The 24,184-nt window shown below is 67.4% G+C and carries 17 protein-coding genes and 2 rRNA genes; 12 read left to right on the top strand and 7 right to left on the bottom strand.

The window, feature by feature from the left end:
* Positions 1-4 precede the first annotated feature (4 nt).
* Positions 5-1,594, top strand: coding sequence for a class I adenylate-forming enzyme family protein (locus LK06_RS17440; protein WP_043405077.1), 1,590 nt, complete (start codon positions 5-7; stop codon positions 1,592-1,594).
* 91 nt (positions 1,595-1,685) lie between these two features.
* On the top strand, positions 1,686-2,705 hold the full coding sequence (locus LK06_RS17435; RefSeq protein ID WP_039654675.1) for a DMT family transporter: 1,020 nt from the start codon (positions 1,686-1,688) through the stop codon (positions 2,703-2,705).
* Between the two features lie 99 nt (positions 2,706-2,804).
* On the opposite strand, the gene LK06_RS17430 is transcribed toward LK06_RS17435, so the two are convergent.
* Positions 2,805-3,575 carry a trypsin-like serine peptidase gene (locus tag LK06_RS17430; RefSeq protein ID WP_039654674.1) on the bottom strand — a complete coding sequence of 257 codons (771 nt, stop codon included), beginning with the start codon at positions 3,573-3,575 and terminating at the stop codon, positions 2,805-2,807.
* A gap of 391 nt (positions 3,576-3,966) precedes the next feature.
* Between LK06_RS17430 and LK06_RS17420 the strand changes: the two genes are divergently transcribed.
* Both LK06_RS17420 and LK06_RS17415 read left to right on the top strand, forming a co-directional pair.
* Entirely contained in the window at positions 3,967-4,602 is a 636-nt protein-coding gene (locus tag LK06_RS17420) for a DUF5753 domain-containing protein (protein ID WP_308355509.1), read from the top strand.
* Between the two features lie 11 nt (positions 4,603-4,613).
* Positions 4,614-4,961, top strand: coding sequence for a DUF397 domain-containing protein (locus LK06_RS17415; protein ID WP_043433949.1), 348 nt, complete (start codon positions 4,614-4,616; stop codon positions 4,959-4,961).
* 13 nt (positions 4,962-4,974) lie between these two features.
* On the opposite strand, the gene LK06_RS17410 is transcribed toward LK06_RS17415, so the two are convergent.
* Both LK06_RS17410 and LK06_RS17405 read right to left on the bottom strand, forming a co-directional pair.
* The gene (locus LK06_RS17410; protein ID WP_043405081.1) at positions 4,975-6,987 is read right to left on the bottom strand and encodes an NHL repeat-containing protein; all 2,013 of its coding nucleotides are present in this window, start codon (positions 6,985-6,987) and stop codon (positions 4,975-4,977) included.
* Positions 6,988-7,210: 223 nt separating this feature from the next.
* A complete protein-coding gene (locus LK06_RS17405) occupies positions 7,211-8,158 on the bottom strand; it encodes an oxidoreductase (protein WP_043405083.1) in 948 nt (315 codons plus the stop codon).
* An 89-nt stretch (positions 8,159-8,247) separates the two neighbouring features.
* Here LK06_RS17405 and LK06_RS17400 point away from each other — a divergent pair, with 89 nt between their 5' ends.
* From LK06_RS17400 to LK06_RS17370, 7 genes are all read left to right on the top strand, one after another.
* Positions 8,248-8,871, top strand: coding sequence for a TetR/AcrR family transcriptional regulator (locus LK06_RS17400; RefSeq protein WP_052318954.1), 624 nt, complete (start codon positions 8,248-8,250; stop codon positions 8,869-8,871).
* A gap of 443 nt (positions 8,872-9,314) precedes the next feature.
* Positions 9,315-9,623, top strand: coding sequence for a hypothetical protein (locus LK06_RS17395; RefSeq protein WP_014673544.1), 309 nt, complete (start codon positions 9,315-9,317; stop codon positions 9,621-9,623).
* A 175-nt stretch (positions 9,624-9,798) separates the two neighbouring features.
* Positions 9,799-10,629 carry a DUF8175 domain-containg protein gene (locus LK06_RS17390; RefSeq protein WP_043433953.1) on the top strand — a complete coding sequence of 277 codons (831 nt, stop codon included), beginning with the start codon at positions 9,799-9,801 and terminating at the stop codon, positions 10,627-10,629.
* Entirely contained in the window at positions 10,619-11,959 is a 1,341-nt protein-coding gene (locus tag LK06_RS17385; protein ID WP_043433954.1) for a hypothetical protein, read from the top strand. Before LK06_RS17390 ends, LK06_RS17385 begins: the two co-directional genes overlap by 11 nt.
* On the top strand, positions 11,956-13,515 hold the full coding sequence (locus tag LK06_RS17380; RefSeq protein ID WP_039654667.1) for an SCO6880 family protein: 1,560 nt from the start codon (positions 11,956-11,958) through the stop codon (positions 13,513-13,515). Before LK06_RS17385 ends, LK06_RS17380 begins: the two co-directional genes overlap by 4 nt.
* 14 nt (positions 13,516-13,529) lie before the next feature.
* Positions 13,530-14,942, top strand: a complete 1,413-nt coding sequence (locus LK06_RS17375) for an ATP-binding protein (protein WP_039654666.1) — start codon at positions 13,530-13,532, stop codon at positions 14,940-14,942.
* Between the two features lie 11 nt (positions 14,943-14,953).
* On the top strand, positions 14,954-16,573 hold the full coding sequence (locus LK06_RS17370; RefSeq protein WP_043432176.1) for a type IV secretory system conjugative DNA transfer family protein: 1,620 nt from the start codon (positions 14,954-14,956) through the stop codon (positions 16,571-16,573).
* On the opposite strand, the gene LK06_RS17365 is transcribed toward LK06_RS17370, so the two are convergent.
* Positions 16,570-17,160 carry a GNAT family N-acetyltransferase gene (locus LK06_RS17365; protein WP_174673888.1) on the bottom strand — a complete coding sequence of 197 codons (591 nt, stop codon included), beginning with the start codon at positions 17,158-17,160 and terminating at the stop codon, positions 16,570-16,572. The two genes, LK06_RS17370 and LK06_RS17365, sit on opposite strands and share 4 nt — an antisense overlap.
* Positions 17,161-17,212: 52 nt before the next feature.
* Between LK06_RS17365 and LK06_RS17360 the strand changes: the two genes are divergently transcribed.
* On the top strand, positions 17,213-17,776 hold the full coding sequence (locus LK06_RS17360; protein ID WP_043410174.1) for a cysteine hydrolase family protein: 564 nt from the start codon (positions 17,213-17,215) through the stop codon (positions 17,774-17,776).
* A 124-nt stretch (positions 17,777-17,900) separates the two neighbouring features.
* Here the strand turns inward: LK06_RS17360 and LK06_RS17355 are convergent, their stop codons facing one another.
* From LK06_RS17355 to LK06_RS17345, 3 genes are all read right to left on the bottom strand, one after another.
* Positions 17,901-20,399 (bottom strand): bifunctional YncE family protein/alkaline phosphatase family protein, encoded by a 2,499-nt coding sequence (locus LK06_RS17355; RefSeq protein ID WP_199838663.1) that lies wholly within the window; start codon positions 20,397-20,399, stop codon positions 17,901-17,903.
* Between the two features lie 171 nt (positions 20,400-20,570).
* Positions 20,571-20,687 (bottom strand): 5S ribosomal RNA (gene rrf / locus LK06_RS17350).
* Between the two features lie 70 nt (positions 20,688-20,757).
* Positions 20,758-23,879 (bottom strand): 23S ribosomal RNA (locus LK06_RS17345).
* Positions 23,880-24,184: the final 305 nt, after the last annotated feature.

The raw sequence follows: 24,184 nt of genomic DNA, 5'->3' as shown, positions 1-24,184 counted from the left end.
TCAAATGATCAAGCTCTCCGACATCCGCAAGCACGCCGAGCGCCGTCCCGGACACGTCGCCGTGGTCGACGGGGAGGTCCGGCTGACCTGGGCCAGCCTCGCCGACAAGGTCGCCCGGGTGGCGACCGCGATCGAGGAGCGGCTGCCGAGCATACGTCCCGCCCGCGCGGTGTTCGTCGCCGAGAACCGCTGGGAACTGGTCGTCACCATGGCGGCGGTCTCCTCGCTCGGCATCCCGTGCGTCGGGCTCGACTACACCGCGGGCGCGGAGGCGACCGCCGGTGCGCTGGAACAGCTTCAGCCGACCGTGGTCATCAGCACCGCCGCCCACCGCACCGTGCTGACCGACGTCGGCTGGCCCAAGCGCCGGGACATCCTCGACATCCAGCTGGACAGCGACCCGGCCGACGGAGCGTTGGGGGTCTCCTTCACCGACCTGCTGCTGACCGAGCCGGGTGAACCGCAGTCGGTGGAGCAGCCGTTCGAGGCGTTCTCCTTCACCTCCGGCACCAGCGGCGTCCCCAAGCTAGTGATCCGTCGGGCCTCTTTCGAGGCGCGCCGGTTCGCCGACCTGGTGGACCAGTACTCCTTCGACGAGGACGACGTGCACCTGGTGACGGTCCCGCTGTACCACGCCTCGGGACCCGGCTGGGCGAGAATCTTCCTCTCCCTCGGCGGCACCATTGTCCTCGGCCCGTACGACGACACCGACGCGCTGATCCGGCTGATCCAGGACGAGGACGTATCCACCACCCTGATGGTCCCACCGGTCCTGAAGCGGGTCGTCGCCCACCCGGGTTCGGAACACCTGCACAAGACTTCCCGGCTGCACTTCGTGCTCTCCGGCGGACGGCACCTGAACCGCTGGGTCGTCAACAACACCTGGGACCGCCTCGGCCCCGTCCTGCACCTTTACTACGGCACCACCGAGACCGGTGTGAACGTCATGATCGGCCCCGAGGAACTGCACGTGGCGCCCTGCCGTTCCGGCCGTCCGATGCCCGGCAACACCATCGCCGTGCTGGACCCGGACAACCGCCCCGTGCCCAAGGGCATGCGCGGCCGGGTCGCGATCGCCAGCTACCAGCTGATGGACTCCTACGTCACCGCCGAGCCGGAGTTCCTCACCCTCGACTACGGCGGCCGCACCCAGCGCTTCCTGCTCACCGGCGACAGCGGCTTCATCGACGAGGCCGGCCGGCTCGAACTCACCGGCCGCAACGACGGTGTGTCACGGGCGGCCGAGGGCAAGCCGCTCGACGTCAACATCTTCGGACTTGAGAACGACCTGATGGACCTGCCCTGCGTCCGGGAGACCGCCGTACTGCGCACCAAACTGTCGGACACCGGGGAGGACGTGCTGATCGTGCCGTTCGCCCCGGTCTCCCCCGAGCGGCTGGAGAGCGGCAACCGCGCGGTCACCGCCGCCTGCGCCCGGCGGGTTCCGTGCCTTCCCGCCTACGTGATCCCGGTGGAGGCGATCCCGTACAGCCCGACGGGCAAGGTGCGGGCGGCCCGGCTGCTGGAGACGGTGCTCCCGCTGGTCCACGCCGAGGCCGCGGCCCGCCGCACCCGGGACCTCGTCCCCGCCTGACCCCGCCCCGGCCAGAGAACTGCTCCGTCCACTCCCGTCCGTCTCCGTCCCCTCTCGCCCTCTCCGGCCCCCCCACTCGACAGGAAGAGCCATGAACGATCAGAAGAACTACGGCCGAGGCGTGTTGCTCTGCCTCCTGGCCACCGTGTCCTGGGGGGCCATGTTCCCCCTCATGGACGTGACCCTGAAGCACATCGACCCGTTCACCTTCACCTGCCTGCGCTACGCGATCGCCGGCGCGATGTTCCTGGTGTTCTTGCGACTGCGCGAAGGCACCGCCGGGTTGAAACTGAAAGGCGAACGCATCGGCCTGGCCTGGCTGTTCGGCACCGCCGGCTTCGCCGGCTTCCAGTTCCTGGTGTTCTTCGGCCAGGACCTCATCGGTGAGCGGGGCGCCCTGAACGCCTCGATCATGATGGCGACCATGCCCATGATGGGCTTCCTGGTGAACTGGGTGCTGCGCAAGGTCGTTCCGCCGAAGGGCGCGCTGGCCTTCATCGCGATGTCCTTCGTCGGTGTCATCCTGGTGGTCTCCAACGGCAGCCTCAGCTCCCTGTTCGCCCACCCTGCGGACTTCGGCCCCGACGCGCTGCTGTTGTTCGCCGCGCTGTGCTGGGTGATCTACACCTCCGGCGCGACGTACTTCCCGACCTGGTCGCCGATCAAGTACACCGCGATCACCACGATCCTCGGCCTGGCCAGCGCGACGGTCATCACGGCGGTCATCCTGGCCACGGGCGGTGTCCCGGTCCCGTCCGGGCACGCAGTGGCGACGATCCTGCCCGAGCTGGCCTACATGAGCGTCATCGCCGGTTTCGTGGGCGTGCTCGGCTGGAACTTCGGCAACAAGTACCTCGGCCCGCTCAACGGCGTCCTGTTCATGGATGTCGTCCCGATCACGGCGTTCATCATCTCGGCGCTGACCGGTGTGATCCCGGCCGGCATGCAGGTCGTCGGCGCCTCGCTCACCGCCCTGGCGCTGGTCCTGAACAACCTGTACCTGCGCAAGGTCACCCAGCGTACGGCGGCGAAGGCCGCGGCACAGAAGCCGGCGGTGGCGTCGTCGGCCCCGGCGGCCGGCGAGCAGCGCGCGCCGGTGGCGGCCCGCTGACGTCCGGCGGTACCACCGGTACGACCACGGGACGCGGCTGCCGCGGGGGTTACTCCCCCGCGGCAGCCGCGTCGTGTCCGCAGGCAACACCCGGACGGTTCAGCGGTCCCCGCCGGTCGCCTGCCGGTACAGCTGCGCTGCCTCGCTCCCCAACACCACGCTGTACGAGGTGTCCGCCGTGGAGCCTCCCTGCTCATGCCCGCCGAGCACGCCGACGACCTGGTGGTCGCCGTTCACCCAAGGGCTGCCGCTGGTGCCGCCGGTGAAGTCGGGGCAGTCGATGCGCTGCTGCGTGGTGCTGTGCAGGGTCGGCTTGTTGGTGCAGCTGATGGGTACCTCGCGGGAGTCGGGGTAGCCCGTGACGGTCACCGCGGTGGCGCCGGTGGCCACCCCCGTGGCCAGCCGGTTGGCTCCCACCACGTCCTCGACCGGTCTGCCCCCGGGCCCGGCGACGGTAACGAAGGCGAGGTCGCTGTCCTCGTCCTCGCCCTCGGCCCATCCGTCGGGCAGGAACCGCTGCGTCACCTTCCACACCCCGTACGGCGCCTTCCCGTCCCGGTATCCGGGGACGAACACCAGCTCCCCGGCGCCGGACACGCAGTGCGCGGCGGTGACGACGAGATCGCCCCGCGGACTGTGCACGACCGAGGCGGTGCAGAAGTGCCCCCCGGCCAGCCGGTCCACCCGGTCCGCGCCGAACAGCGCGCCGACCCGCGCACTCTGCCGGGTGGCGACCACGTCGGCGGTGACCCCGAAGGGTCCCGGTCCGTCGTCCGCGGCGGCCACGGACGCGGAGGTCAGGGCAAGCATCACCACGGCGCCCAGCAACGCGGGACGCGAGGTGACCGAGCTGCGTGAGATGCGCGTCATCAGGCCCCACTCTGTCCCACGAAGCTGAGAAACCCGCTCCGACTTCACTGAGATTTTCCTGTGAACCCTCCGTGTGGCCGCGCACGTTCTTCCGCTCGGGTGGCACTCCGGCCACGCCGACGGGTTCCGCAGGAGGTCCGGCGCCCCGCCCGGCGTCCTCTCCACGGTACTGGGCCACCCCCTCCCCCGCGACCCTCACCGCACCCCTTTCGTAGCCCTCCGCCCCAAGGTTGACTACGGTAAGTCACCACACTGACAGTCCGCCCACAGCAGCTTCCCGCCCTTCGACCCGCCCGGCTCCCGCAGCACCGACACCCCCCATGAGTCGGCGCAGGCCCGTACCAGGTGCGGACCGCGTCCGCCTTCCGCGTCGTCGAAGACGGCGGCGGACGTGGCGTCGGCGGTGAAGCCGGGCGGCACCCGGGGGTCGGCGTCCCACACGGCGACACGCGGTTCCCTGCCCGCCGCGCTGCTCGACCTCGCCGAGCTGGAACACCATGCCACTCGTCTGCGCTCAGCCGTTGTGGTGCACATTCCGGGTCTGTTCCAGACCGCCGAATACGCCCGCGAGATCTTCCGGCAGGCGGTTCCGGAACTCCCTCCACCGGACATCGAACACCGCGTCTCGTTCCGGGTGAAGCGGCAGACCGTACTGTTCCGTGATCCGCCGACGCCGCATCAGGTGATCGTCCACGAGGCTGCCCTGCGCATGCGGTTCGGTGGCCCTCAGGTGGCCCGCGCTCAACTCCGCTATCTGCTCGACATGAGTGAACGGGACGGCATCGCGATCCACGTCCTGCCGTTCGAGTCGATCGTCTTCCCCGGATCAGGCCAGTCGATCTACTACGCCGAGGGCCCGGTGCCGCAGCTCGACACGGTGAACCTCGACCAGTCGCACGGCCCGGTGTTCCTCGAGGCCGAGGCCCAGCTGAAGAAGTACCGCGTACTACTCGACCGCATGGAGGCGGCGGCCCTCGCCCTCGGCGAGTCGCAGACGTTCATCCTCAAGATGCTCAACGACCTGTGAAGGAGTCGCACATGCCCGCGCTCACGTGGCAGAGGTCGTCGTACTGCCCGGAAGGCAACTCCTGCATCCAGATAGCCGCCACACCCGGAACCATCCACCTCACCGAATCCGCCGACCCCGGCGGGGCGGTACTCAGCGCCACACCCGCCGCCTTCGGCGCCCTCCTCTCCGCGCTCAGGCAGGGAGCGCGCGGCGCCTCACCGATCGAGATCGCCTTCGGAGAGAAGGGCGTCGTGCGGCTGCGCGAGACCAGCACCCCGGACACCGTGGTCACCACCGACCGCCGCCGGTGGGACGCTTTCGTACGCGGCGTACGGGCCGGTGAGTTCGACCACTTCGTGGCCTCCGTGGAGCGGTGACGCGCAGGTCCGTTCAGAGGTGGCGCGGGGTGCCCAGCAGGGGGGTGCGCACCGGCGCGGCGAGACCGACGAACACCACCATCTCGTGACCACCGGGGTTGGTCTGCACGGGGATGTTCCGCCAGTTGTTGGCGAGCCAGACGTTGCCGGAGGGGTCGATCTGGATGCCGGTGTTGCGCTCCAGGCCATCGCTGGTGTAGCCGGTCGCGGCCGGTGAGATCGGGTCGCCGGTGTGGAGCCCGGGCGGGCAGGCGGAGGTGCGGGCACCGCACAGGTTGGCCAGGCGGTGGCCGCCGAAGTTCGCCACCCAGACGTTGTCGTCGCCGTCGACGGCGATGCCCCAGGGCAGGAACAGACCGTCGTTGACGAACGGCTTGGCCGGCGTACTGCCGTCGGGTCGGATCATGGTGACCGACGCATCGACGTCACGGGTGACGATGTCCTTGATCGCCTCGGCCACCATGGCCGGCGTGGTGCCCTCGCAGGGCGCCACCACCGCACCGCCGTTGGACACCCAGACGTTGCCCAGGCTGTCGGAGGCGATGCCCATGGGCCGCTTGATCCCGCCGCCGGTGACCGTGCGGAGCGGCGTGCCCTGCGGGGACAGGAGCGTCACGTCGTTGCTGCCGTTGCCGGTGACCCAGGCACGCCCCCGGGTGTCCACCGCGACGCTGAACGGCTTGATCATGCTGTTGCCGCCAGGGGCGATGTTCCGAGCCCGGTCGGGGTTCCCGTGAGGAATCCTGGTCACGCTCCTGCCACCGCAGTTGGCGACCCAGATGGTGCCCTTCCGGTCAGAGACGACGCCCTGCGGCTGGAGGATGTCGCCCTTGCGCCAGCCGCTGGGCGGGGACAGCGGCCGACCGTCGGGGGTGAACTCCGAGACGCTGCGGTACAGGCGGCTGGCGTCGTTCGGGCAGCCCCTGCCCTGGAAGCCGAAGTTACCCGCCCAGACGTGGCCCTTGGGGTCCAGGGTGATGCCGTAGCCCACCCCGTACAGTCCACCGCCCTGATAGGGGGAGCCGGGGACGTCGTGCCCGCTGGGCGTCAACCGGGACAGCAGCCGTGAGCCGCAGACGGACTGCAGGGGATCGGCGTTGTACACGTAGTTGTTGCCGATCCAGGCGGTGCCCTCCGCGTCGAACGCGACGTTGCCCGGTCCGTCCAGCTCGTGCCCGTTCCCCACGTAGCGCAGGGCGAGGGTCCAGGCGTCGGGGGCCTCGGCCAGCAGGGGCTGGTAGGTGTCCCGGCCAGCCGCCAGCGCGAACAGCTCCGCCACGTGGTTGCCCGGTGCGCGGGCGATGTCCGCGACGGACTGGAAGGTCTCCCGCGGCGCCGTCGCCCCTGGTCGCCGGGCCAGGTGGAACAGAGGGTCGCAGGTCTGCCCCGCGGTGCAGCCGGACACGATGTCGGCCAGCGTGTTGAAGGCGCGCAGGGTGGACGTCTGGTCGCCGTTCGGGGCGGTGGCCAGAGTCCTGGCCACCGCCCCGTCGGTGATGTCGGCCAGGTTCTGGGAGATGGCCGCCGCGTTCTGCAGGCCGGGCTTGCGGCCGGCCACCTCGCCTCCGCTCGTGAACTGCGCCATCGCGAAGCCGGCCGCGACCGTGGTGCGCTCGTTGAGCACCACCTTGCCCGGGGGCTTGCCCTGGCCGAGCATCGCCACCAGTCGGACCGGGCGGACCCGGTGCCCGTGGCGGTGGCGGCCCGGGGTGCGGGACGGACCGGTGTCCGCGGTCAGGTACAGCACGGCGTCCGGGTCCCTGGGGACCCGGTACGCGAGGTTGAAGCGGCCGTGGGCGTCGCTGCGCGTGCGGGCCAACGGCGTGGCACCGGCGCCGGCGTGGTCCCCGGCCCGGAGCAGCGTCACCTCGGCCGCCGCGATGGGCCTGCTACCGCTGCGCACCACACCGCGCTGCTCCAGCACGTCGTGCCCGGGAGGCGGTCCCCCTGTCGCCTGTGCGTAGGAGGCCCCCAGCGAAAGGGATGCCAGGATGGCGGTGATCAGAGCAGTACTGCGTCGTCGCACGAGAGGTCCGTTTCACGCGGGGAACGGGACGGCCGCCAGGAGACCACCGGCGCGGCCGGCTGCCTCGGCGATGCGCTCAAGGTGCCAAGCCGATGCACGCCACGGCGTGCGCCACCGCGCCGTGACGTGCACCGGCCACCCGTTCGGCCGACCGGAAGGGACCAGACGGCTCAGACATCCCGCACAGCCGGCCCTGGTGCCGGTCCGCGCGGACGGACCGGGATCAGGGCCGGCTGTCCCGCGCGGCCATCTCGACGCCCCAGGCCACCCCCGTCAACTCTGCCGACAGCGTCCACAGCCGCCGCGCCGCGTCCGGATCGCTGGCCGCCGCACTGCGGCCGACCAGGGCCGGTGCACCGCGCATCTCGCCCAGCCCGTCCGGGCCGACGTAGGCCGCTCCGGGCAGGTCCTGGGACGCCGCGTAGAGGGTGGGCAGGGCGCCTGCTTCGTCATCCTGGGCGAGGACCTTGTTGCCGACGGCCATGATGGTCCGGGCCAGCGGATTCGCGGTGTGGCTCTGCAGGTTGGTGGCCGCATAGCCGGGGTGTACCGCGAGGGCCCGTACGGCAGAGCCGGCCTCACTCAGCCGGCGCTGGAGTTCCAGCGTGAAGAGCAGGTTGGCCAGCTTGGACTGGGCGTAGGCGCGGGTCGGGGAGTAGCGGCCGGTCAAGTTCACGTCGGCGAAGTGGATTACGCCGTCGCCCCCGCGGTGCAGACCGGAGGAGACCGTCACCACCCGGTCGGTCACATGCGGCAGCAGCAGGTTGGTCAACGCGAAGTGCCCAAGGTGGTTCGTACCGAACTGCATCTCGAAGCCCTGTTTGGTCCGCTGTTCCGGGAGCATCATCACGCCCGCGTTGTTGATCAGCACATCCAACGGGCGTTGCCAGCCGGCGGCGAACTCACGCACCGAGTCCAGGTCGGCCAGGTCGAGCCGGCGCACCTCAGTGCTGCCGCCCACCTTCGCCGCGGCGGCGCCGCCACGTGCGAGGTCCCGTACGGCGAACACCACGTGTGCCCCGGCCCGGGCCAACGCCCGGGCCGCGGCGAAGCCGATGCCACTGTTGGCTCCGGTGATCACGACCGTACGTCCGGTCAGATCGGGGAGGTACGTCGCGTTCCACTTGTCGTGCTTGCCGCGCCTGCCGCGCGCTTCGGTCGGATCAGCCATACCCTCAATGTAGGCAACGCCAACAATGTCGTCAATGACAACAATGGTGACGCCGCCAACAAAGCTGGCACTGGCAACATCTGGATACGATGGTTCACATGCCGCGCAGGTCACCCTCACCCACAAGCCGCCCCTACCACCACGGAGACCTACGCGCCACCCTGCTCAAAAGCGCCGAGCGCACCCTGCGGGAGAAGGGGGCCGGCGCACTCTCCCTGCGCGAACTGGCCCGCGACATCGGCGTGAGCCACGCCGCACCCGGCCGGCACTTCAAGGACAAACAGGCCCTACTCGACGCCCTGGCCCTGGACGGTTACGAACGCCTGCACCAGGCCCTGACCACGGCCGCCGGCCATCCCGACAGGGACTTCGAGGAACAAATGACGGCCCTCGCGCGCGCCTACCTCGGGTTCGCCGTCGAGAACCCCGAACTCCTGGAACTGATGTTCGCACGCAAGCGCGATCCCGACAGCTCCGCACAGCTGGCAGGCGCCGTCGACCGCTCCCTCGGCTCCCTCACCCGGATGTTCACCGCAGCCCAGGAGCGGGGCGAGATCATCCAGGGCGACCCCGAGCACATCACCACCGTCGCCGCCGCGAGCCTGCACGGCCTGGCCGCCCTCATCGCCAGCTGCGCGCTGGACGCGGAGGCAGCCCTGGACGGCCTGGACGAACACGTCCACCTGCTGCTGTACGGCCTCAAGCCCCGCTGAGCACCCCAGCCCCCTTGACGCGACCGCAAACCCAGCCGCCGAACGGCACCAGCGCCGACCACCCCGCCGCCGGCACCTAGACCAGCAGGTAGGCAGCGGGCCGCTCCCCGCACATCGCCGCCGACCGCCCCGACCGTCACCGTCCCGCACCCCATCACCCGTGAGAACATCGTCTCGACGGCTCACCCGACCAGCCGTCAGAAACCGCGCCAGGCCGCAGAAGGGGACAACGACCGGACCACACGACGGGTTCCGGTCCGACCTCGTTGCCCGGCGTGACCTGGCGTGATACACAGAGTAACCGTACGAGCTATTCGTACGAAACCCGCCGGCCAATGACGTCAAGTCGACATACGTTGGCGGCGTTGTCGGCGACAATGAGGGCTGACCTCTGCACACCGCAGAGGTACCTGCGGAACTACCCACCAGGGGCGGTGACTTACATGCTCTTTGCGGCCGACAAGGGAGACATCAACACCATCATCGGCGGGATCGCTCCGGACTGGGGCCCCTTCGGCAGCCTGGGCAACGAGGCCAAGGTGATGATCGAGGTGGTCATGGCCGTAGCCATCCTCCTCTGCCTCGGCATCGCCGTTTGGGGCGCGGCCAAACAGCGCATCGGCGCCACCGCCCTGCGTGACACCTTCAGCGCAGAACAAGGCAAGGGCCTCATCATCGCCGGCCTCACCGGGGTCTTCATCATCGGCTCCCTCGGCACCCTGTTCACCATCGTGTACGGCATGGCGGTCTGACCCCCGCTCACGCCCACCGCCCCGGGCACGCCCGGCCGTCCCCTCCACCCCACCCACCCGTCGTGCCCACCGGCTGAGGTTGCGTCTCCCTGATGTCGAGTCACCACACCGCGCCCGCGCGGGAACCAGCACGGCTACCGTCGTATGACTACAAGGTGGAGGGGGCACGCGCGGCATGAACACAGGAGAAGAACAGGGCTACACCACCGACTACGGCGACACCGGACATACCCGGACCCGACTGCCCGAGAGCGACCCCTACGGCAGCACCCCTCGCCGACCCGGCCGGTCCTCCTCCCGCGGCCTGATCACGGTCGTCGGCGTGGTCGTCCTCCTCATCGCCGCGATCGCCTTCGCGAACCGCGGAGGCGGTTCGTCTACCGACGGCTCGTCAGGGAAGGGTTCCGCGCCACAGACGTCCTCAACGGCGGCCTCGGGCACACGCCCGGTGGACACGAAGAGCGGCGGCATTCCGTCCGGATTCGCCCACACGAAGCAGGGGGCACAGAGCGCGGCGGCCAACTATGCGGTGGTGTTGGGGTCTGACGGCATGTTCAACAAGGCCAGCCGACACAGAATCGTCGAAACGATCTACACGCCAACAGCATCGAAGAAGCTTCAGGGCGCGATGGACGGGGCCTACTCGCCTGACTTTCTTAGCAAGATGGGCCTCGACGCCAACGGCGGCCCTCCTAAGGGCAGCACCTTTGTGTCACGCACAGTCCCTATCGGCACCAAGGTCGTGCAATACGCCAACACCAGAGCCGAAGTGTCAGTCTGGTACATGGGTCTTATCGGGATGTCGGGCGACTCATCCACCAACCCCGTGACATCCACCTGGAAGACCTGGACGTGCGAGCTGCAGTGGCTCAATGGTGACTGGAAGATCCTCGCGGACAGTCAGAAAGACGGACCAGCGCCGGTCCCAGGTGACGACAAGGCCGCCAGCTCCGACGACATCAGCAAGGCCATCGAGCAGTACGGAGGGTTTACTTATGCCCGGTAACCGTCGCGTACTAAAGCTCACCGGTCTGGCGATCATCGTACAAACAAACGCCGTGCTACTGGCCACACGTGCTGCCGCCGCCCCCACGCCCACACCATCGAATAGCAGCAATCCCTGCGACCTGCTAATCGGCCCTGCCAAGCAGTTCTGCGAAAAAGACAACACCGGCAGCTCCCATAAAGGCCTCAACGGCACCACCACAAACCCCCTCACCGACACCCTCGACCCCCTGTCCTCCCTCGCCAAGGGCTGCGCGGACGCCGCTTCCTGGACCATCGGGAAGCTCAGTGACGCCGTGAAGGAGACCGCGAACGTCGACTTCACCAACCAGAAGTTCCTGCAGCAGTACGCGATCGTGTTCGCCGCGTCCACGATCCTCACCCTCCTGCTGTGGCTGCTGGCCGTCGCCAAGCGAGCCGTACGAGGCGTGCCCCTCACCACCGCCATTTCAGAAGCCGTCGGCTTCCTGTGGCTCACCGTGCTGGCCTCCGCCTTCACCCCGCTGATCCTCTACACCGTGGTGTCGGCGACCGACGGGGTCACCGACGTCCTCGCCAAGGCCACCGGTGACCAGGCCGACACCTTCTTCGGCACCTTCTCCGGCGCTCTCAACAAGAGCACGGACATCGGCGGCGGACCGATCATGCTGGTGGTCGTCTCGCTGGTCAGCATCCTCGCCGCCGGCATCCTCTGGCTGGAGCTGGTCATCCGCGCCGCCCTGCTCTACGTCGGCGCCCTGCTCGGCACCGTCGTCTACGCCGGGCTCGTCGACAAGAACATGTGGGGCCACGTCCGCCGCTGGGCGGGCATCATGATCGCCGTCATCCTCGTCAAACCGGTGATCGTCATCGTGCTCGGCCTCGCCGGTGCGCTCTCCGGCGACACTGGGCCCGACGCTTTCTCCGCCGTCGTCTCCGGCCTCGCCATCATCCTGCTCGCCATCTTCGCCAGCGCGATGATCTACCGCTTCGTTCCCGGCTTCGGCGACGAGATCGCCGGCTCCCGCAACAACCGCATCATGCAGGGCGCCGAAGGCAAGGCCGCCGCTGCCATCAGCTCCCCCGCCACCCTCGTCGCCCAGGGCATCAGGACCCACAGCACCCGCGCCGACAACAACGGAGGCGGAACGGCGGCAGGGGGTCAGAGCAGCAGCACGCCCCGCCCGGTCAACCCCGCCACCAGCGGAGTCGCCGCCCACAGCAGCCGTACCGCCACCGGTGGCGGCGGAGCCGTCCCCTCCGCCACACCCGCTCCACGAGCGCCCAGCCCGACCAACACTCCGCACGCCAGCAACACCCGCAACAACCGCCCGGGAGGTGAAGGGCGTTGACGACCGAGTCCCACCTGTCCCATCCGCTCACGCCCCGCCGTACGTATCTGATCGGCCGGGCCCGGCCGAACGCCCTCGTCGGCCGGAACCGCGAGTCCGGCGAGATCGCGCTGATCATCGCCGGCGCGTTCCTCGGCATGATGTGCGGCCTCCTCGTTCCCGTGCTGCCCCTGCGGATCGTGCTGCTGACGGGCTTCCCGCTGCTCGCGCTCGCCGCGGTCTACGTGCCGTACAAGCAGCGCACCTTCTACAAGTGGTTCGAGATCAACCGCAGCTACCGGCGCACCGTCAAGGGCGGCGCCCACTACCGTTCGGCCGCCATGGAGGCCGGCACCGGCTTCGACGGACGCGAGGTGGAAGTCGGGCCGCCCCCCGGCATCGGGCGGATCACCTGGCTCGCCGCGCCCTTCGGGCCGGACGAGATCGCCGTACTGCTGCACGCCGACCGCAAGACGGTCACCGCCGCCATCGAGATCGAGGGCCCCGGTGTCGGCCTGCGCGACTCCGAGGACCAAGAAGCCCTGGTCGACCGCTTCGGCACACTGCTCAAACACGTGGCCAACGGGGACGGGTTCGTCACCCGCCTGCAGATGCTCGCCCGCACCCTGCCCGCCGACCCGGACGCACACGCCAAGGACGTCGCCCTACGCGGCGACCAGCGCTCCCCCGCATGGCTGCAGCGGTCGTACGACCAGCTGCAGTCCATGGTGTCCACCAGCAGCGAGCAGCACCGCGCCTACCTCGTCGCCTGCATGCACTTCACCCGCGACCTGGCCGCCGAGGCACATGCCATGGCCCGGGCGACCCGGCCGCAGTCCGGGCGCAAACTGGACCGGGACGCGGGGCTCGCCGTCGTCATGGCCCGCGAGCTGACCGACATCTGCTCGCGACTGCAGGAGGCCGACATCCGCGTGCGGCAACCCCTCGGGCAGGGACGCCTGGCCTCCCTAATCCACTCCATGTACGACCCCGACCACCCCATCGACCACCTCCAGGCGATGACCCAACGCAACGCCTGGCCGGCCGAGCTGGACGCCATGGAGCCCACCTACCTCCAGGCCAAGACCCGGGAGTCCAGCACCCGCGCCCCCTGGTGCCACGCCACCGCCTGGGTGAAGGAATGGCCGATGACCCCGGTGGGGGTCAACTTCCTGGCCCCCCTCCTCGTCCACACCCCGGACGTCATCCGTACGGTCGCCGTGACCATGGACCTCGAACCCACCGAGGTCGCCATCGAGCGGATGCTCACCGAGAAGACCAACGACGTGGCCGAGGCGTCCCGCGCCGCCAAGATGAACCGCACGGTCGACCCCCGCGACATCGCTGCCCACAACCGTCTCGACCAGCGCGGCGAGGACCTCGCCAGCGGCGCCGCCGGCGTCAACCTGGTCGGCTACATCACCGTCTCCGCCCGTACCCCGGAGACCCTCGCCCGCGACAAGCGCACGATAAGGGCCTCCGCCGGCAAGTCGTACCTCAAGCTGGAGTGGTGCGACCGAGAGCACCACCGCGCCTTCGTGAACACACTTCCCTTCGCCACCGGCATCCGAAGGTAGGGGCTGATTCGCAGATGCGGGATCCGCTGTCCGTGCTCACCGACGCCTTCACGTCATTCCTCTTCGGGAAGGTCGAGACGACCCGGCCGCCGGTGCGCACCTCCACGGGCCAGGCGCAGGCGGTCTACCTGCCCACAGCCGCGCCCGGCCTCGGCGACTCCGGTGTCATCATCGGCCGCGAGGTGTACTCCGGGAAGGGCTACATCTACGACCCCTTCCAGCTCTACGGCCAGCAGCTCCCGGCCCCCCACTGGCTCGTCCTCGGCGAGTCCGGCAACGGCAAGTCGGCGCTGGAGAAGACCTACGTCCTGCGCCAGCTGCGCTTCAGGGACCGACAGGTCGTCGTGCTGGACGCGCAGGGCGAGGACGGGGTCGGCGAATGGAACCTGATCGCGCAGGAGCTGGGGATAACACCCATCCGGCTCGACCCGATGGCCGCCCTGGACCACGGCATCCGGCTGAACCCCCTGGACCCGTCGATCACCACCACCGGCCAGCTCGCACTGCTCCGGACGATCATCGAAGTGGCCATGGGCCACGGCCTCGACGAGCGCTCCGGCTTCGCGCTCAAGGTCGCCCACTCCTACGTGAACGAGACGATCGTCGACCGCCAGCCGGTGCTGGCCGACATCGTGGAGCAGCTGCGCCACCCCGAACCGGAGTCGGCGGAGGCGATGAACGTCGCCATAGACGACGTGCGGGCGTGGGGCCTCGACGTCGCCCTGGTACTGGACCGGCTGGTCGATGGTGACCTGCGGGGCATGTTCGACGGCCCGACCACGGTCGGCATCGACCTGGATGCCCCGCTGATCGTCTTCGACCTGTCCCACATCGACCGCAACTCCATCGCCATGCCGATCCTGATGGCGATCGTCGGCGTGTGGCTGGAGCACACCTGGATCCGCCCCGACCGCAAGAAACGCATCTTCCTGGTCGAGGAGGCCTGGCACATCATCAACAGTCCCTTCGTGGCCCAGCTGTTCCAGCGACTGCTCAAGTTCGGCCGGCGGCTCGGCCTGTCCTTCGTGGCGGTCGTCCACCACCTGTCTGACGTGGTCGACGGCGCTGCGGCGAAGGAGGCTGCAGCGATCCTGAAGATGGCGTCGACCAGGACGATCTACGCCCAGAAGGCCGACGAGGCACGGGCTACCGGCGGCGTGCTCGGCCTGCCCAGGTGGGCCGTGGAAATCATCCCGACGCTCACCCCCGGCATCGCGGTCTGGGACGTCAACGGAAACGTCCAGGTGGTCAAGCACCTGATCACGGAGACCGAACGCCCACTGGTCTTCACCGACCGGGCGATGACCGAGTCCGCCAGCGACCATACGGCCGACGACGCCCTGCACGCCGCCGAACGGGAGGCCGAGCAGCGGGCGGCAGCCTTCGTGGAGCAGCATCTGGGCGACTCCGAATCGACGGTGGCGTAGGGGGAGGCAGCGTGAGACCGGACGCTCGCGAGCACCGTGCCGACCGGCGTGCGGGCCAGGGCGGCATCCCCGACGGCCTGCTGATCGGCATGCTCGCGTTCCTTCTCGGCATGACCCTGCTGGTGTGGACGGCAACGGGCCTGGCGGCCTGGTTCGCCAAGGGTGCCTGGCCCGACGCCGTCACGTTCACCCACACCCCCCTGGCCATGCGCCATCTCATCGGCCGACCGCACGACATCACCGGCGCCTGGCCGGCCACCCCAGCAGCCCAGCTCTCCGGCTGGGGCCTGTTCTGGGGCCTGTTCATCGCCCAGCTGATGATCCTTTTCGTCCTCGCCATGTTCGTCATGGGCACGGTGGCGCGATGGCGAGCGGCGAAGGCGCGACGGCGGACGGTGGAGCAGGGTTCCGCACGGCCCGCCGCAGTGCCCGGGCAGCGGTACGAGGTCCCGGTACCGCGCACGGAACCACAGCCCGAACCGGCGAACCCCGAAGGGACAGTCCCCGACACAGCGATCCCGGGCCCTCCGAAACCTGGCGCCGCACATCCCGGACCCGCCGCGTCCGAACCCTCGGCTTCCGAACCCTCGGCTTCCGAACCCGTGAACTCCGTGCCCACGAACCCCGCGTCGGCGGCGCGCCTCCAGGAGGAGGCGCCGCCGCCCCTCGCCGCGCGCGTCCCGACCGGTGACGGACGGCCGGGAGGGCGGGAAGGGGTACTGCTGGCACCCAGGGAAAACCGGCGCTCCACCGCGGCCCAGGCCATTCAGGACGCGCCGGGTCCGACGCTCGTCGTCACATCGAATCCGGCGCTGTGGGCAGAGACCAAGGGCGCCAGGGCCAAACTCGGCCCCGACCTCCTCTACGACCCCACGCACCTGTGCGACACCCCGGCCCGCCTTCACTGGTCCCCCACCGCAGGCTGCGAGGACAAAGAGACGGCCCTGCGCAGGGCCATCGCCCTGCTGGCCCCCGTACAGCCCACCGCGAAGATCGACCGGGCCGTAGCGGACGCGGCGACGACACTGCTGAGAAGCTACCTCCACGCCGCCGCCCTGGAGAACCGGACCATCCGCCACGTCCACCGCTGGTCCCAGGGCAGCCAGATCCAGGACGCCGTACGTACGCTCCGCACGCATCCCAAGGCCGCCGCCGGCGCCGCCGGTGAACTCGAGGCCACCCTCACCGCTCATCCGGAACGGCGTGATGTCGCACAGGAGTTGATTAGCAGAGCACTGTCCGCACTCTTCACGGTCAACGTCCGCGAGGCCTGCACCCCGAACCGAACCGATGCACTGGTCCTGGATTCCTTCGTCCACGAGGCGGGCACACTCTATGTGGTCGGTGAATCCATCGAGGACCCCAGAAGCAATCCGGGTGCGATGCCGCTGCTGACGGCCCTCGTCTCACACGTGGTCGAGCACGGCCGGCACATGGCCGCACGGTCATCCTCCGGGCGGCTCGACCCACCACTCACCCTGGTCCTGGAGGACGTCGCCGCCGTGGCCCCGCTCCCCCAGCTCCCGGACCTCCTCGCCATCGGAGCGGAGCAGGGCCTGCCGACGCTGGCCCTGCTCCGCTCCCGCGAACAGGCCCGCTCCCGCTGGCCGCACCGGGAACTACCGGTCTAGCGAGAACCGGAGTCGGTCGCAGGCCGGTCGAGGACGAACTCCAGCTCGTTCTGCGCCTCGTCCCTCACGAAGGGCACACGCACCCCGCTCGGCACGAACCCCGCCTTGCGGTATGCGGCCCGGGCTCGCGCGTTGTCCTCGTGCACAAGCAGCCGTACCCGCTCGGCCCCACGCTCCCACGCCCAGCTCACCCCGGCGTCGAACAGGGCCTCGATCAACCCGCTCCCGCGGTGTCCGGACCGCACGAACACGCCCACCACGTGCCCCTGTCTGCGCTCCACCGGGAGCCCGGCCCAGTCCTTGGTCCCGGCCTCCTCGATGAGCACGACGACCGAGGCGGCCCACGTGCCGTCGACTGCCTCGGCGACGAACTGCCTGGCCCCCGTGGCCCCCTCGCCCGCTCCGGCCACCCGCTCCTGCCAGAAGGAGTCCGGTCTGGCCGCGGCCTCCTCGTACGACTCCAGGAAGGCGAGATGGGCGACCGGGTCCCGCAGCGCGTCCAGCCTCAGCTGCTTCACGCGGGCCCATTCGTCGGGTCGTATGGTGCGGACGGCATACTCACCCGCACCGCTGGTCACGTTGCTCATGAGGTCACCGTAGACCAGCCGTTGTCAGTGGCGACGCCTACTGTGGACCGGCATGACGACACTGCCTGAACGTCCGAACACCGCCCTGCTCGTCATCGACGTGCAGAACGGCGTGATGGTGCCCGGCTCCCCGCGCCTGGAGCAGGTCATCGCCCACATCAACACCCTGATCGGCAAGGCCCGCGCGGAGGGCGTGCCAGTGGTCTGGGTACAGCACGGGGACGAGGAACTCGTGCCCGGCAGCGAGAGCTGGGAGTACGTCCCCCAGCTGAAGCGGTTGGACACCGAACCACTGGTCCACAAGAGGTACCGCGACTCCTTCGAGGACACCCAGCTGGAATCCGTGCTAGCCGGGCTCGGAGTGGGCCGGCTCGTGGTCACGGGCGCCCAGAGCGACTTCTGCATCCGCTCCACCTTGCACGGCGCCCTCGTCCGCGGGTACGACGCAACGCTGGTCGCCGACGCCCACACCACAGAGGACCTCACCCAGTACGGCGCGCCCGCCCCGGAGCAGGTGATCGCCCACACCAATTTCTACTGGAGCGGACAGCACGCACCCGGCCGCCGGGGCGGGACGGTGAGCACGGCGGAAGTGGAGTTCACGGTCACTCGTTGACTGCCCACCGCCTGACTGCCCACCGCCTGACCGCCCGTCGCCTGCCTGCCCGTCGCCTGACCGCCGGTCACCGTCGGAGAGTCAGCCGTTGTCCGACGGTCAGACACCGCTCAAGCCCTTTCGATCAGTCGTCGTCCAGGTCCTTCGCCTGATCGTTGGGGACGGCCCCGTAGAGGTCGTGCCGGGGCTCCGGCATCCTGCTCCCGGCCCCGCGCACGCTCTTCCAGATCGCTTCGTTGAAGGTGCGCTCGTCGATCTGGTCCTCCTCAGTCAGGTTCTGCTTCGCCGATACCCCGGCCATCGGCGAGTCGACCGTGTTCCGGGCACTCAGATCGATCGACGGCTTCAAGGCGGTGTACGGGGCCGTGTCCGGCTCTCCGGTGAAGGAGTTCACCATCGGCGTGGCGTACGCGTCGAACTGCGTCATGGGCCGCAGTCCCAGCAGCAGTTCCATCGTGCGCAGCATGGACGCGGTCGAGTAGAAGGTCGAGTCGACCCGTCCGGTTTCCGTGTACGGGCTGATGACCTGCGAGATCGTCCGGTGCGCGTCCACGTGGTCCGGCCCGTTCTGCGCGTCGTCCTCGGTCACGAAGATCGCGGTCGACTTCCAGAACTTCGAGTGTGAGACCGTGTCGACGAGTTGCCCGAGCGCCCAGTCGTTGTCGGCGACGTAGACCTGCGGGGTGGGCATGCCGGGCTTGGTACCGGCGGTGTGGTCGTTGGGCAGCCGCACCATCTCGAAGGCCGGGAGGGCTCCGTCCTTCACGTACCGGGCGAACTCCTTCTTCCATTCCTCGATCCGCGGTCCGCCACAGGCCTTGGTACGCGCGGTGAAGGTGCCCGCAGAGTCCGGACAGCTCAGGTTGAACGGCCCGAAGGCGTGGTCGGTCTCCGCGTTGAGCACGGGGTCCTGGGCCACGGCCGCACCGCTCGCGTCGGTACTCACGTAGAAGCCGTAATTGCGGAAAGACACGCCCTTGTCGTCCAGGCGCTGCCAGATGTAGGAGTGTTCGGGGTCCTTGTTCGGCGCGATCGCCGGGTCCCCGTTCTCGGACGGGTAGCTGTGGTGGCGGCCCGAGTAGTTGGCCGGCCACCCCTCTTCGCTGTAGGGGTTGGAGTTGGCGGCGACGGTCCAGTTCCAGCCCTGCGCGCTGACCTCGGCGTCGGCGTAGAAGTTGTCGAGCGTCACGAACCGCCTCTGCAGCGCACGGGCGTTGGGCGCCGAGTTCTCTCCGAAGAGGTTCAGGGAGGCGTCCCCGTTCCCCTCGCCGAGCGACCCGAACTCCTGGTCGTAGGTGCGGTTCTCCTTCACCACGTAGATCACGTGCTTGATCGGGGTGTGCTCCCCGACCCTCCTCGGTACGACGGCCCCGACGGCCCGCGGGCTGTTGCCCTCCCGGAAGCCGTTGTTGGCGATGACGGTCCGCGTCCAGTGCCGCAGCTGCCGCCGACCGCCGTCCAGCGCGATGGTCGACAGGGTGCCCTTCATCATCGAGCCCGAGTACTGATCCGGGGACTGGGGCGTGGTGGAGGTGGGATTCGGATGGCCGGGCCCGTCGTTCGGTCCGGCACCCAACCCCTTGGCGTTGGTGACGTAGAGCCTTCCGCCCAGCGGTACGACGGAGGTCGGGTACCAGGCGGTAGGAATGAGCCCGGCTGTCCGGCTGTTCTTCAAGTCGATGACGGCGATGTCGTTGTTCCCGGCGTTGGCGACGTACAGCCGGCGCCCGTCCTCGGAGAGGGCGAGGGCATCGGGATTGCTGCCGACGGGCGCGTGCCGGTACGGCGCGAGCGAGATGGTCCGTCTGACCTTTCGGGTGGCCACGTCGACGACGTTCACCTCGTCACTGTCACCGTCGGCCACGTACAGGGTGTTCTGCGCGGTGTCCGCGACGACGGCGTTGGGATGGGTTCCGACCCGGATGGATGTCTCCTTCTCGGGCTTGGCGCCGCCGATGTCGAGGACGCTGACCGTGTTGCCCCCCTGGTTGGTGACGAAGGCGGTCCGGCCGCCCTCCGCGAGCGCGACGGCGTACGGCGCATGACCCACCGCAACCGTCGACATCGACCCGTCGACCAGGTTCACCACGGTGGCGGCGTCCGCAAGGCGGTCGGCGACGACCAGCCGCTTTCCGTCAGGTGTCACCGCGATACCGGCTGGAAACATGTTCACGGCCCGACCCTCGGGGTTCTTGGTGGGCAGTCTGATCGGCGCGGTCTCGTTGAGCCGGCCGTCGTCCACGTCATACGTGTGGATGATCTCGCGTCCCCCACCACTGGCGTAGGCGCGCTTGCCGTCGGGGCCGAAGGCGAGTCCGGTGAAGACCGCCTGCGGCCTCTTGTACTCGATGGTCTGGACGACCTCCGAGTCTGCGGGGTCAACCACCTGCAGGGACTGGGTGCCCTGGCCCGCGTTGCTCACCAGCAGCACGCTCTTGTCCGGCGACAGTACGGCGTTGAGGGGGAGATCGCCCAACAGGGCCTGGTGGCCGACCGGAGTGACCTGGTAGCCGACGGGGGTCACGGCGGTCCCGTCGCTCCTGGGTCCCGCGGGGCCCTGTCCGCCTGCGGCCGCGAGCGCGACGGCGGCCCCGGTGGCGAGCGCGGCGGTACCGGCCAGCACAGTGACAACTCGACGTCGGTTTCTGCGTCTGAGGACCATGGGTCACGACCCTGACACGGAGCGTCAACGGCACCATGGACCCGTGATGACGTGCACATGACCGTGTTGTGAACGCAAAAGAGCCCCAACTCACCGGTTTTCACCGGGAATTGGGGCTCTTTTTCACAATTTGTTCGGCGGTGTCCTACTCTCCCACAGGGTCCCCCCTGCAGTACCATCGGCGCTGTGAGGCTTAGCTTCCGGGTTCGAAATGTAACCGGGCGTTTCCCTCACGCTATGACCACCGAAACACTATGAAACAATCAACAACCGAAGGCTGTTCGTGGTTTCAGAACCAACACAGTGGACGCGAGCATCAATGGACAAGCCCTCGGCCTATTAGTACCAGTCAACTCCACCGGTTACCCGGCTTCCATATCTGGCCTATCAACCCAGTCGTCTACTGGGAGCCTTACCCCATCAAGTGGGTGGGAGTCCTCATCTCGAAGCAGGCTTCCCGCTTAGATGCTTTCAGCGGTTATCCCTCCCGAACGTAGCCAACCAGCCATGCCCTTGGCAGAACAACTGGCACACCAGAGGTTCGTCCGTCCCGGTCCTCTCGTACTAGGGACAGCCCTTCTCAAGACTCCTACGCGCACAGCGGATAGGGACCGAACTGTCTCACGACGTTCTAAACCCAGCTCGCGTACCGCTTTAATGGGCGAACAGCCCAACCCTTGGGACCGACTCCAGCCCCAGGATGCGACGAGCCGACATCGAGGTGCCAAACCATCCCGTCGATATGGACTCTTGGGGAAGATCAGCCTGTTATCCCCGGGGTACCTTTTATCCGTTGAGCGACGGCGCTTCCACAAGCCACCGCCGGATCACTAGTCCCGACTTTCGTCCCTGCTCGACCCGTCGGTCTCACAGTCAAGCTCCCTTGTGCACTTACACTCAACACCTGATTGCCAACCAGGCTGAGGGAACCTTTGGGCGCCTCCGTTACTCTTTAGGAGGCAACCGCCCCAGTTAAACTACCCATCAGACACTGTCCCTGATCCGGATCACGGACCCAGGTTAGACATCCAGCACGACCAGACTGGTATTTCAACGACGACTCCACAAACACTGGCGTGCCCGCTTCAAAGTCTCCCAGCTATCCTACACAAGCCGAACCGAACACCAATATCAAACTGTAGTAAAGGTCCCGGGGTCTTTCCGTCCTGCTGCGCGAAACGAGCATCTTTACTCGTAGTGCAATTTCACCGGGCCTATGGTTGAGACAGTCGAGAAGTCGTTACGCCATTCGTGCAGGTCGGAACTTACCCGACAAGGAATTTCGCTACCTTAGGATGGTTATAGTTACCACCGCCGTTTACTGGCGCTTAAGTTCTCAGCTTCGCCCACCCGAAAGTGAGCTAACCGGTCCCCTTAACGTTCCAGCACCGGGCAGGCGTCAGTCCGTATACATCGCCTTACGGCTTCGCACGGACCTGTGTTTTTAGTAAACAGTCGCTTCTCGCTGGTCTCTGCGGCCACCCCCAGCTCAGGAAGTAAATCCCCTCACCAGAAATGGCCCCCCTTCTCCCGAAGTTACGGGGGCATTTTGCCGAGTTCCTTAACCATAGTTCACCCGAACGCCTCGGTATTCTCTACCTGACCACCTGAGTCGGTTTAGGGTACGGGCCGCCATAAAACTCGCTAGAGGCTTTTCTCGACAGCATAGGATCATCCACTTCGCCACAATCGGCTCGGCATCAGGTCTCAACCACATGCAAGGCGGATTTACCTACCTCACGGCCTACACCCTTACCCCGGGACAACCACCGCCCGGGATGGACTACCTTCCTGCGTCACCCCATCACTCACCTACTACCAGCTCGGATCACCGGCTCCACCACTCCCCCTGACGGCAAAGCCGACAACGGGCGGTTTCACGGGCTTAGCATCACTGGATTCAATGTTTTTCGCTTCACAGCGGGTACCGGAATATCAACCGGTTATCCATCGACTACGCCTGTCGGCCTCGCCTTAGGTCCCGACTTACCCTGGGCAGATCAGCTTGACCCAGGAACCCTTAGTCAATCGGCGCAAACGTTTCTCACGTTTGTATCGCTACTCATGCCTGCATTCTCACTCGTCAACCGTCCACGACTACCTTCCAGTGCCGCTTCACCCGGCAGACGACGCTCCCCTACCCATCACAGCCTCCGTTAGGAGTACATACTGCAATGACACGACTTCGGCGGTACGCTTGAGCCCCGCTACATTGTCGGCGCGGAATCACTAGACCAGTGAGCTATTACGCACTCTTTCAAGGGTGGCTGCTTCTAAGCCAACCTCCTGGTTGTCTCTGCGACTCCACATCCTTTCCCACTTAGCGTACGCTTAGGGGCCTTAGTCGATGCTCTGGGCTGTTTCCCTCTCGACCATGGAGCTTATCCCCCACAGTCTCACTGCCGCGCTCTCACTTACCGGCATTCGGAGTTTGGCTAAGGTCAGTAACCCGGTAGGGCCCATCGCCTATCCAGTGCTCTACCTCCGGCAAGAAACACACGACGCTGCACCTAAATGCATTTCGGGGAGAACCAGCTATCACGGAGTTTGATTGGCCTTTCACCCCTAACCACAGGTCATCCCCCAGGTTTTCAACCCTGGTGGGTTCGGTCCTCCACGAAGTCTTACCTCCGCTTCAACCTGCCCATGGCTAGATCACTCCGCTTCGGGTCTTGAGCGTGCTACTCCACCGCCCTATTCGGACTCGCTTTCGCTACGGCTTCCCCACACGGGTTAACCTCGCAACACACCGCAAACTCGCAGGCTCATTCTTCAAAAGGCACGCAGTCACGAGAAACACCAAAGTGCTTCCGACGCTCCCACGGCTTGTAGGCACACGGTTTCAGGTACTATTTCACTCCCCTCCCGGGGTACTTTTCACCATTCCCTCACGGTACTATCCGCTATCGGTCACCAGGGAATATTTAGGCTTAGCGGGTGGTCCCGCCAGATTCACACGGGATTTCTCGGGCCCCGTGCTACTTGGGAAATGAACAAGCAAGCCGTCACGATTTCAGCTACGGGGGTCTTACCCTCTACGCCGGGCCTTTCGCATGCCCTTCGCCTACCGCAACGGTTTCTGACTCACCCAGCCGCCGGCAGACGACTGAAGCTCACTCCCACAACCCCGTATACGCAACCCCTGCCGGGTCTCACACGCATACGGTTTAGCCTCATCCAGTTTCGCTCGCCACTACTCCCGGAATCACGGTTGTTTTCTCTTCCTGAGGGTACTGAGATGTTTCACTTCCCCTCGTTCCCTCCACACTGCCTATGTGTTCAGCAGCGGGTGACAGCCCATGACGACTGCCGGGTTTCCCCATTCGGAAACCCCCGGATCAAAGCCTGGTTGACGACTCCCCGGGGACTATCGCGGCCTCCCACGTCCTTCATCGGTTCCTGGTGCCAAGGCATCCACCGTGCGCCCTTAAAAACTTGGCCACAGATGCTCGCGTCCACTGTGCAGTTCTCAAACAACGACCAGCCACCCATCACCCCGAACCCCCACAAGGAGCCCAAGTACACTGGGACCGGCAACCGAGGAAAATCATTCCCTCAGACACCCAACAGCATGCCCGACACAGCCAGCCAATGACCATCACGTTCCACGCCGAAGCAGTACTAGCGATCCCATACAGACCCACTGTGCCGAATAGTCAACGTTCCACCCATGAGCAACCAGCATCAGACACTCGCTGATGTACTGGCCTCTGAACCAGGCAAAAACCCGGCTAGAAATGCTCCTT

Origin of the sequence: Streptomyces pluripotens, assembly GCF_000802245.2 — a bacterium.
Taxonomy (GTDB): domain Bacteria; phylum Actinomycetota; class Actinomycetes; order Streptomycetales; family Streptomycetaceae; genus Streptomyces; species Streptomyces pluripotens.
Note: the sequence above shows the minus strand (reverse complement) of the source record. Positions and strands in the feature narration are given on the sequence as shown.

Coding starts and splice junctions, on each gene's coding strand:
- LK06_RS17440 (WP_043405077.1), top strand. CDS start 5: ATGATCAAGCTCTCCGACATCCGCAAGCACGCCGAGCGCCGTCCCGGA.
- LK06_RS17435 (WP_039654675.1), top strand. CDS start 1,686: ATGAACGATCAGAAGAACTACGGCCGAGGCGTGTTGCTCTGCCTCCTG.
- LK06_RS17430 (WP_039654674.1), bottom strand. CDS start 3,575: ATGACGCGCATCTCACGCAGCTCGGTCACCTCGCGTCCCGCGTTGCTG.
- LK06_RS17415 (WP_043433949.1), top strand. CDS start 4,614: ATGCCCGCGCTCACGTGGCAGAGGTCGTCGTACTGCCCGGAAGGCAAC.
- LK06_RS17405 (WP_043405083.1), bottom strand. CDS start 8,158: ATGGCTGATCCGACCGAAGCGCGCGGCAGGCGCGGCAAGCACGACAAG.
- LK06_RS17400 (WP_052318954.1), top strand. CDS start 8,248: ATGGTTCACATGCCGCGCAGGTCACCCTCACCCACAAGCCGCCCCTAC.
- LK06_RS17395 (WP_014673544.1), top strand. CDS start 9,315: ATGCTCTTTGCGGCCGACAAGGGAGACATCAACACCATCATCGGCGGG.
- LK06_RS17390 (WP_043433953.1), top strand. CDS start 9,799: ATGAACACAGGAGAAGAACAGGGCTACACCACCGACTACGGCGACACC.
- LK06_RS17385 (WP_043433954.1), top strand. CDS start 10,619: ATGCCCGGTAACCGTCGCGTACTAAAGCTCACCGGTCTGGCGATCATC.
- LK06_RS17375 (WP_039654666.1), top strand. CDS start 13,530: ATGCGGGATCCGCTGTCCGTGCTCACCGACGCCTTCACGTCATTCCTC.
- LK06_RS17365 (WP_174673888.1), bottom strand. CDS start 17,160: ATGAGCAACGTGACCAGCGGTGCGGGTGAGTATGCCGTCCGCACCATA.
- LK06_RS17360 (WP_043410174.1), top strand. CDS start 17,213: ATGACGACACTGCCTGAACGTCCGAACACCGCCCTGCTCGTCATCGAC.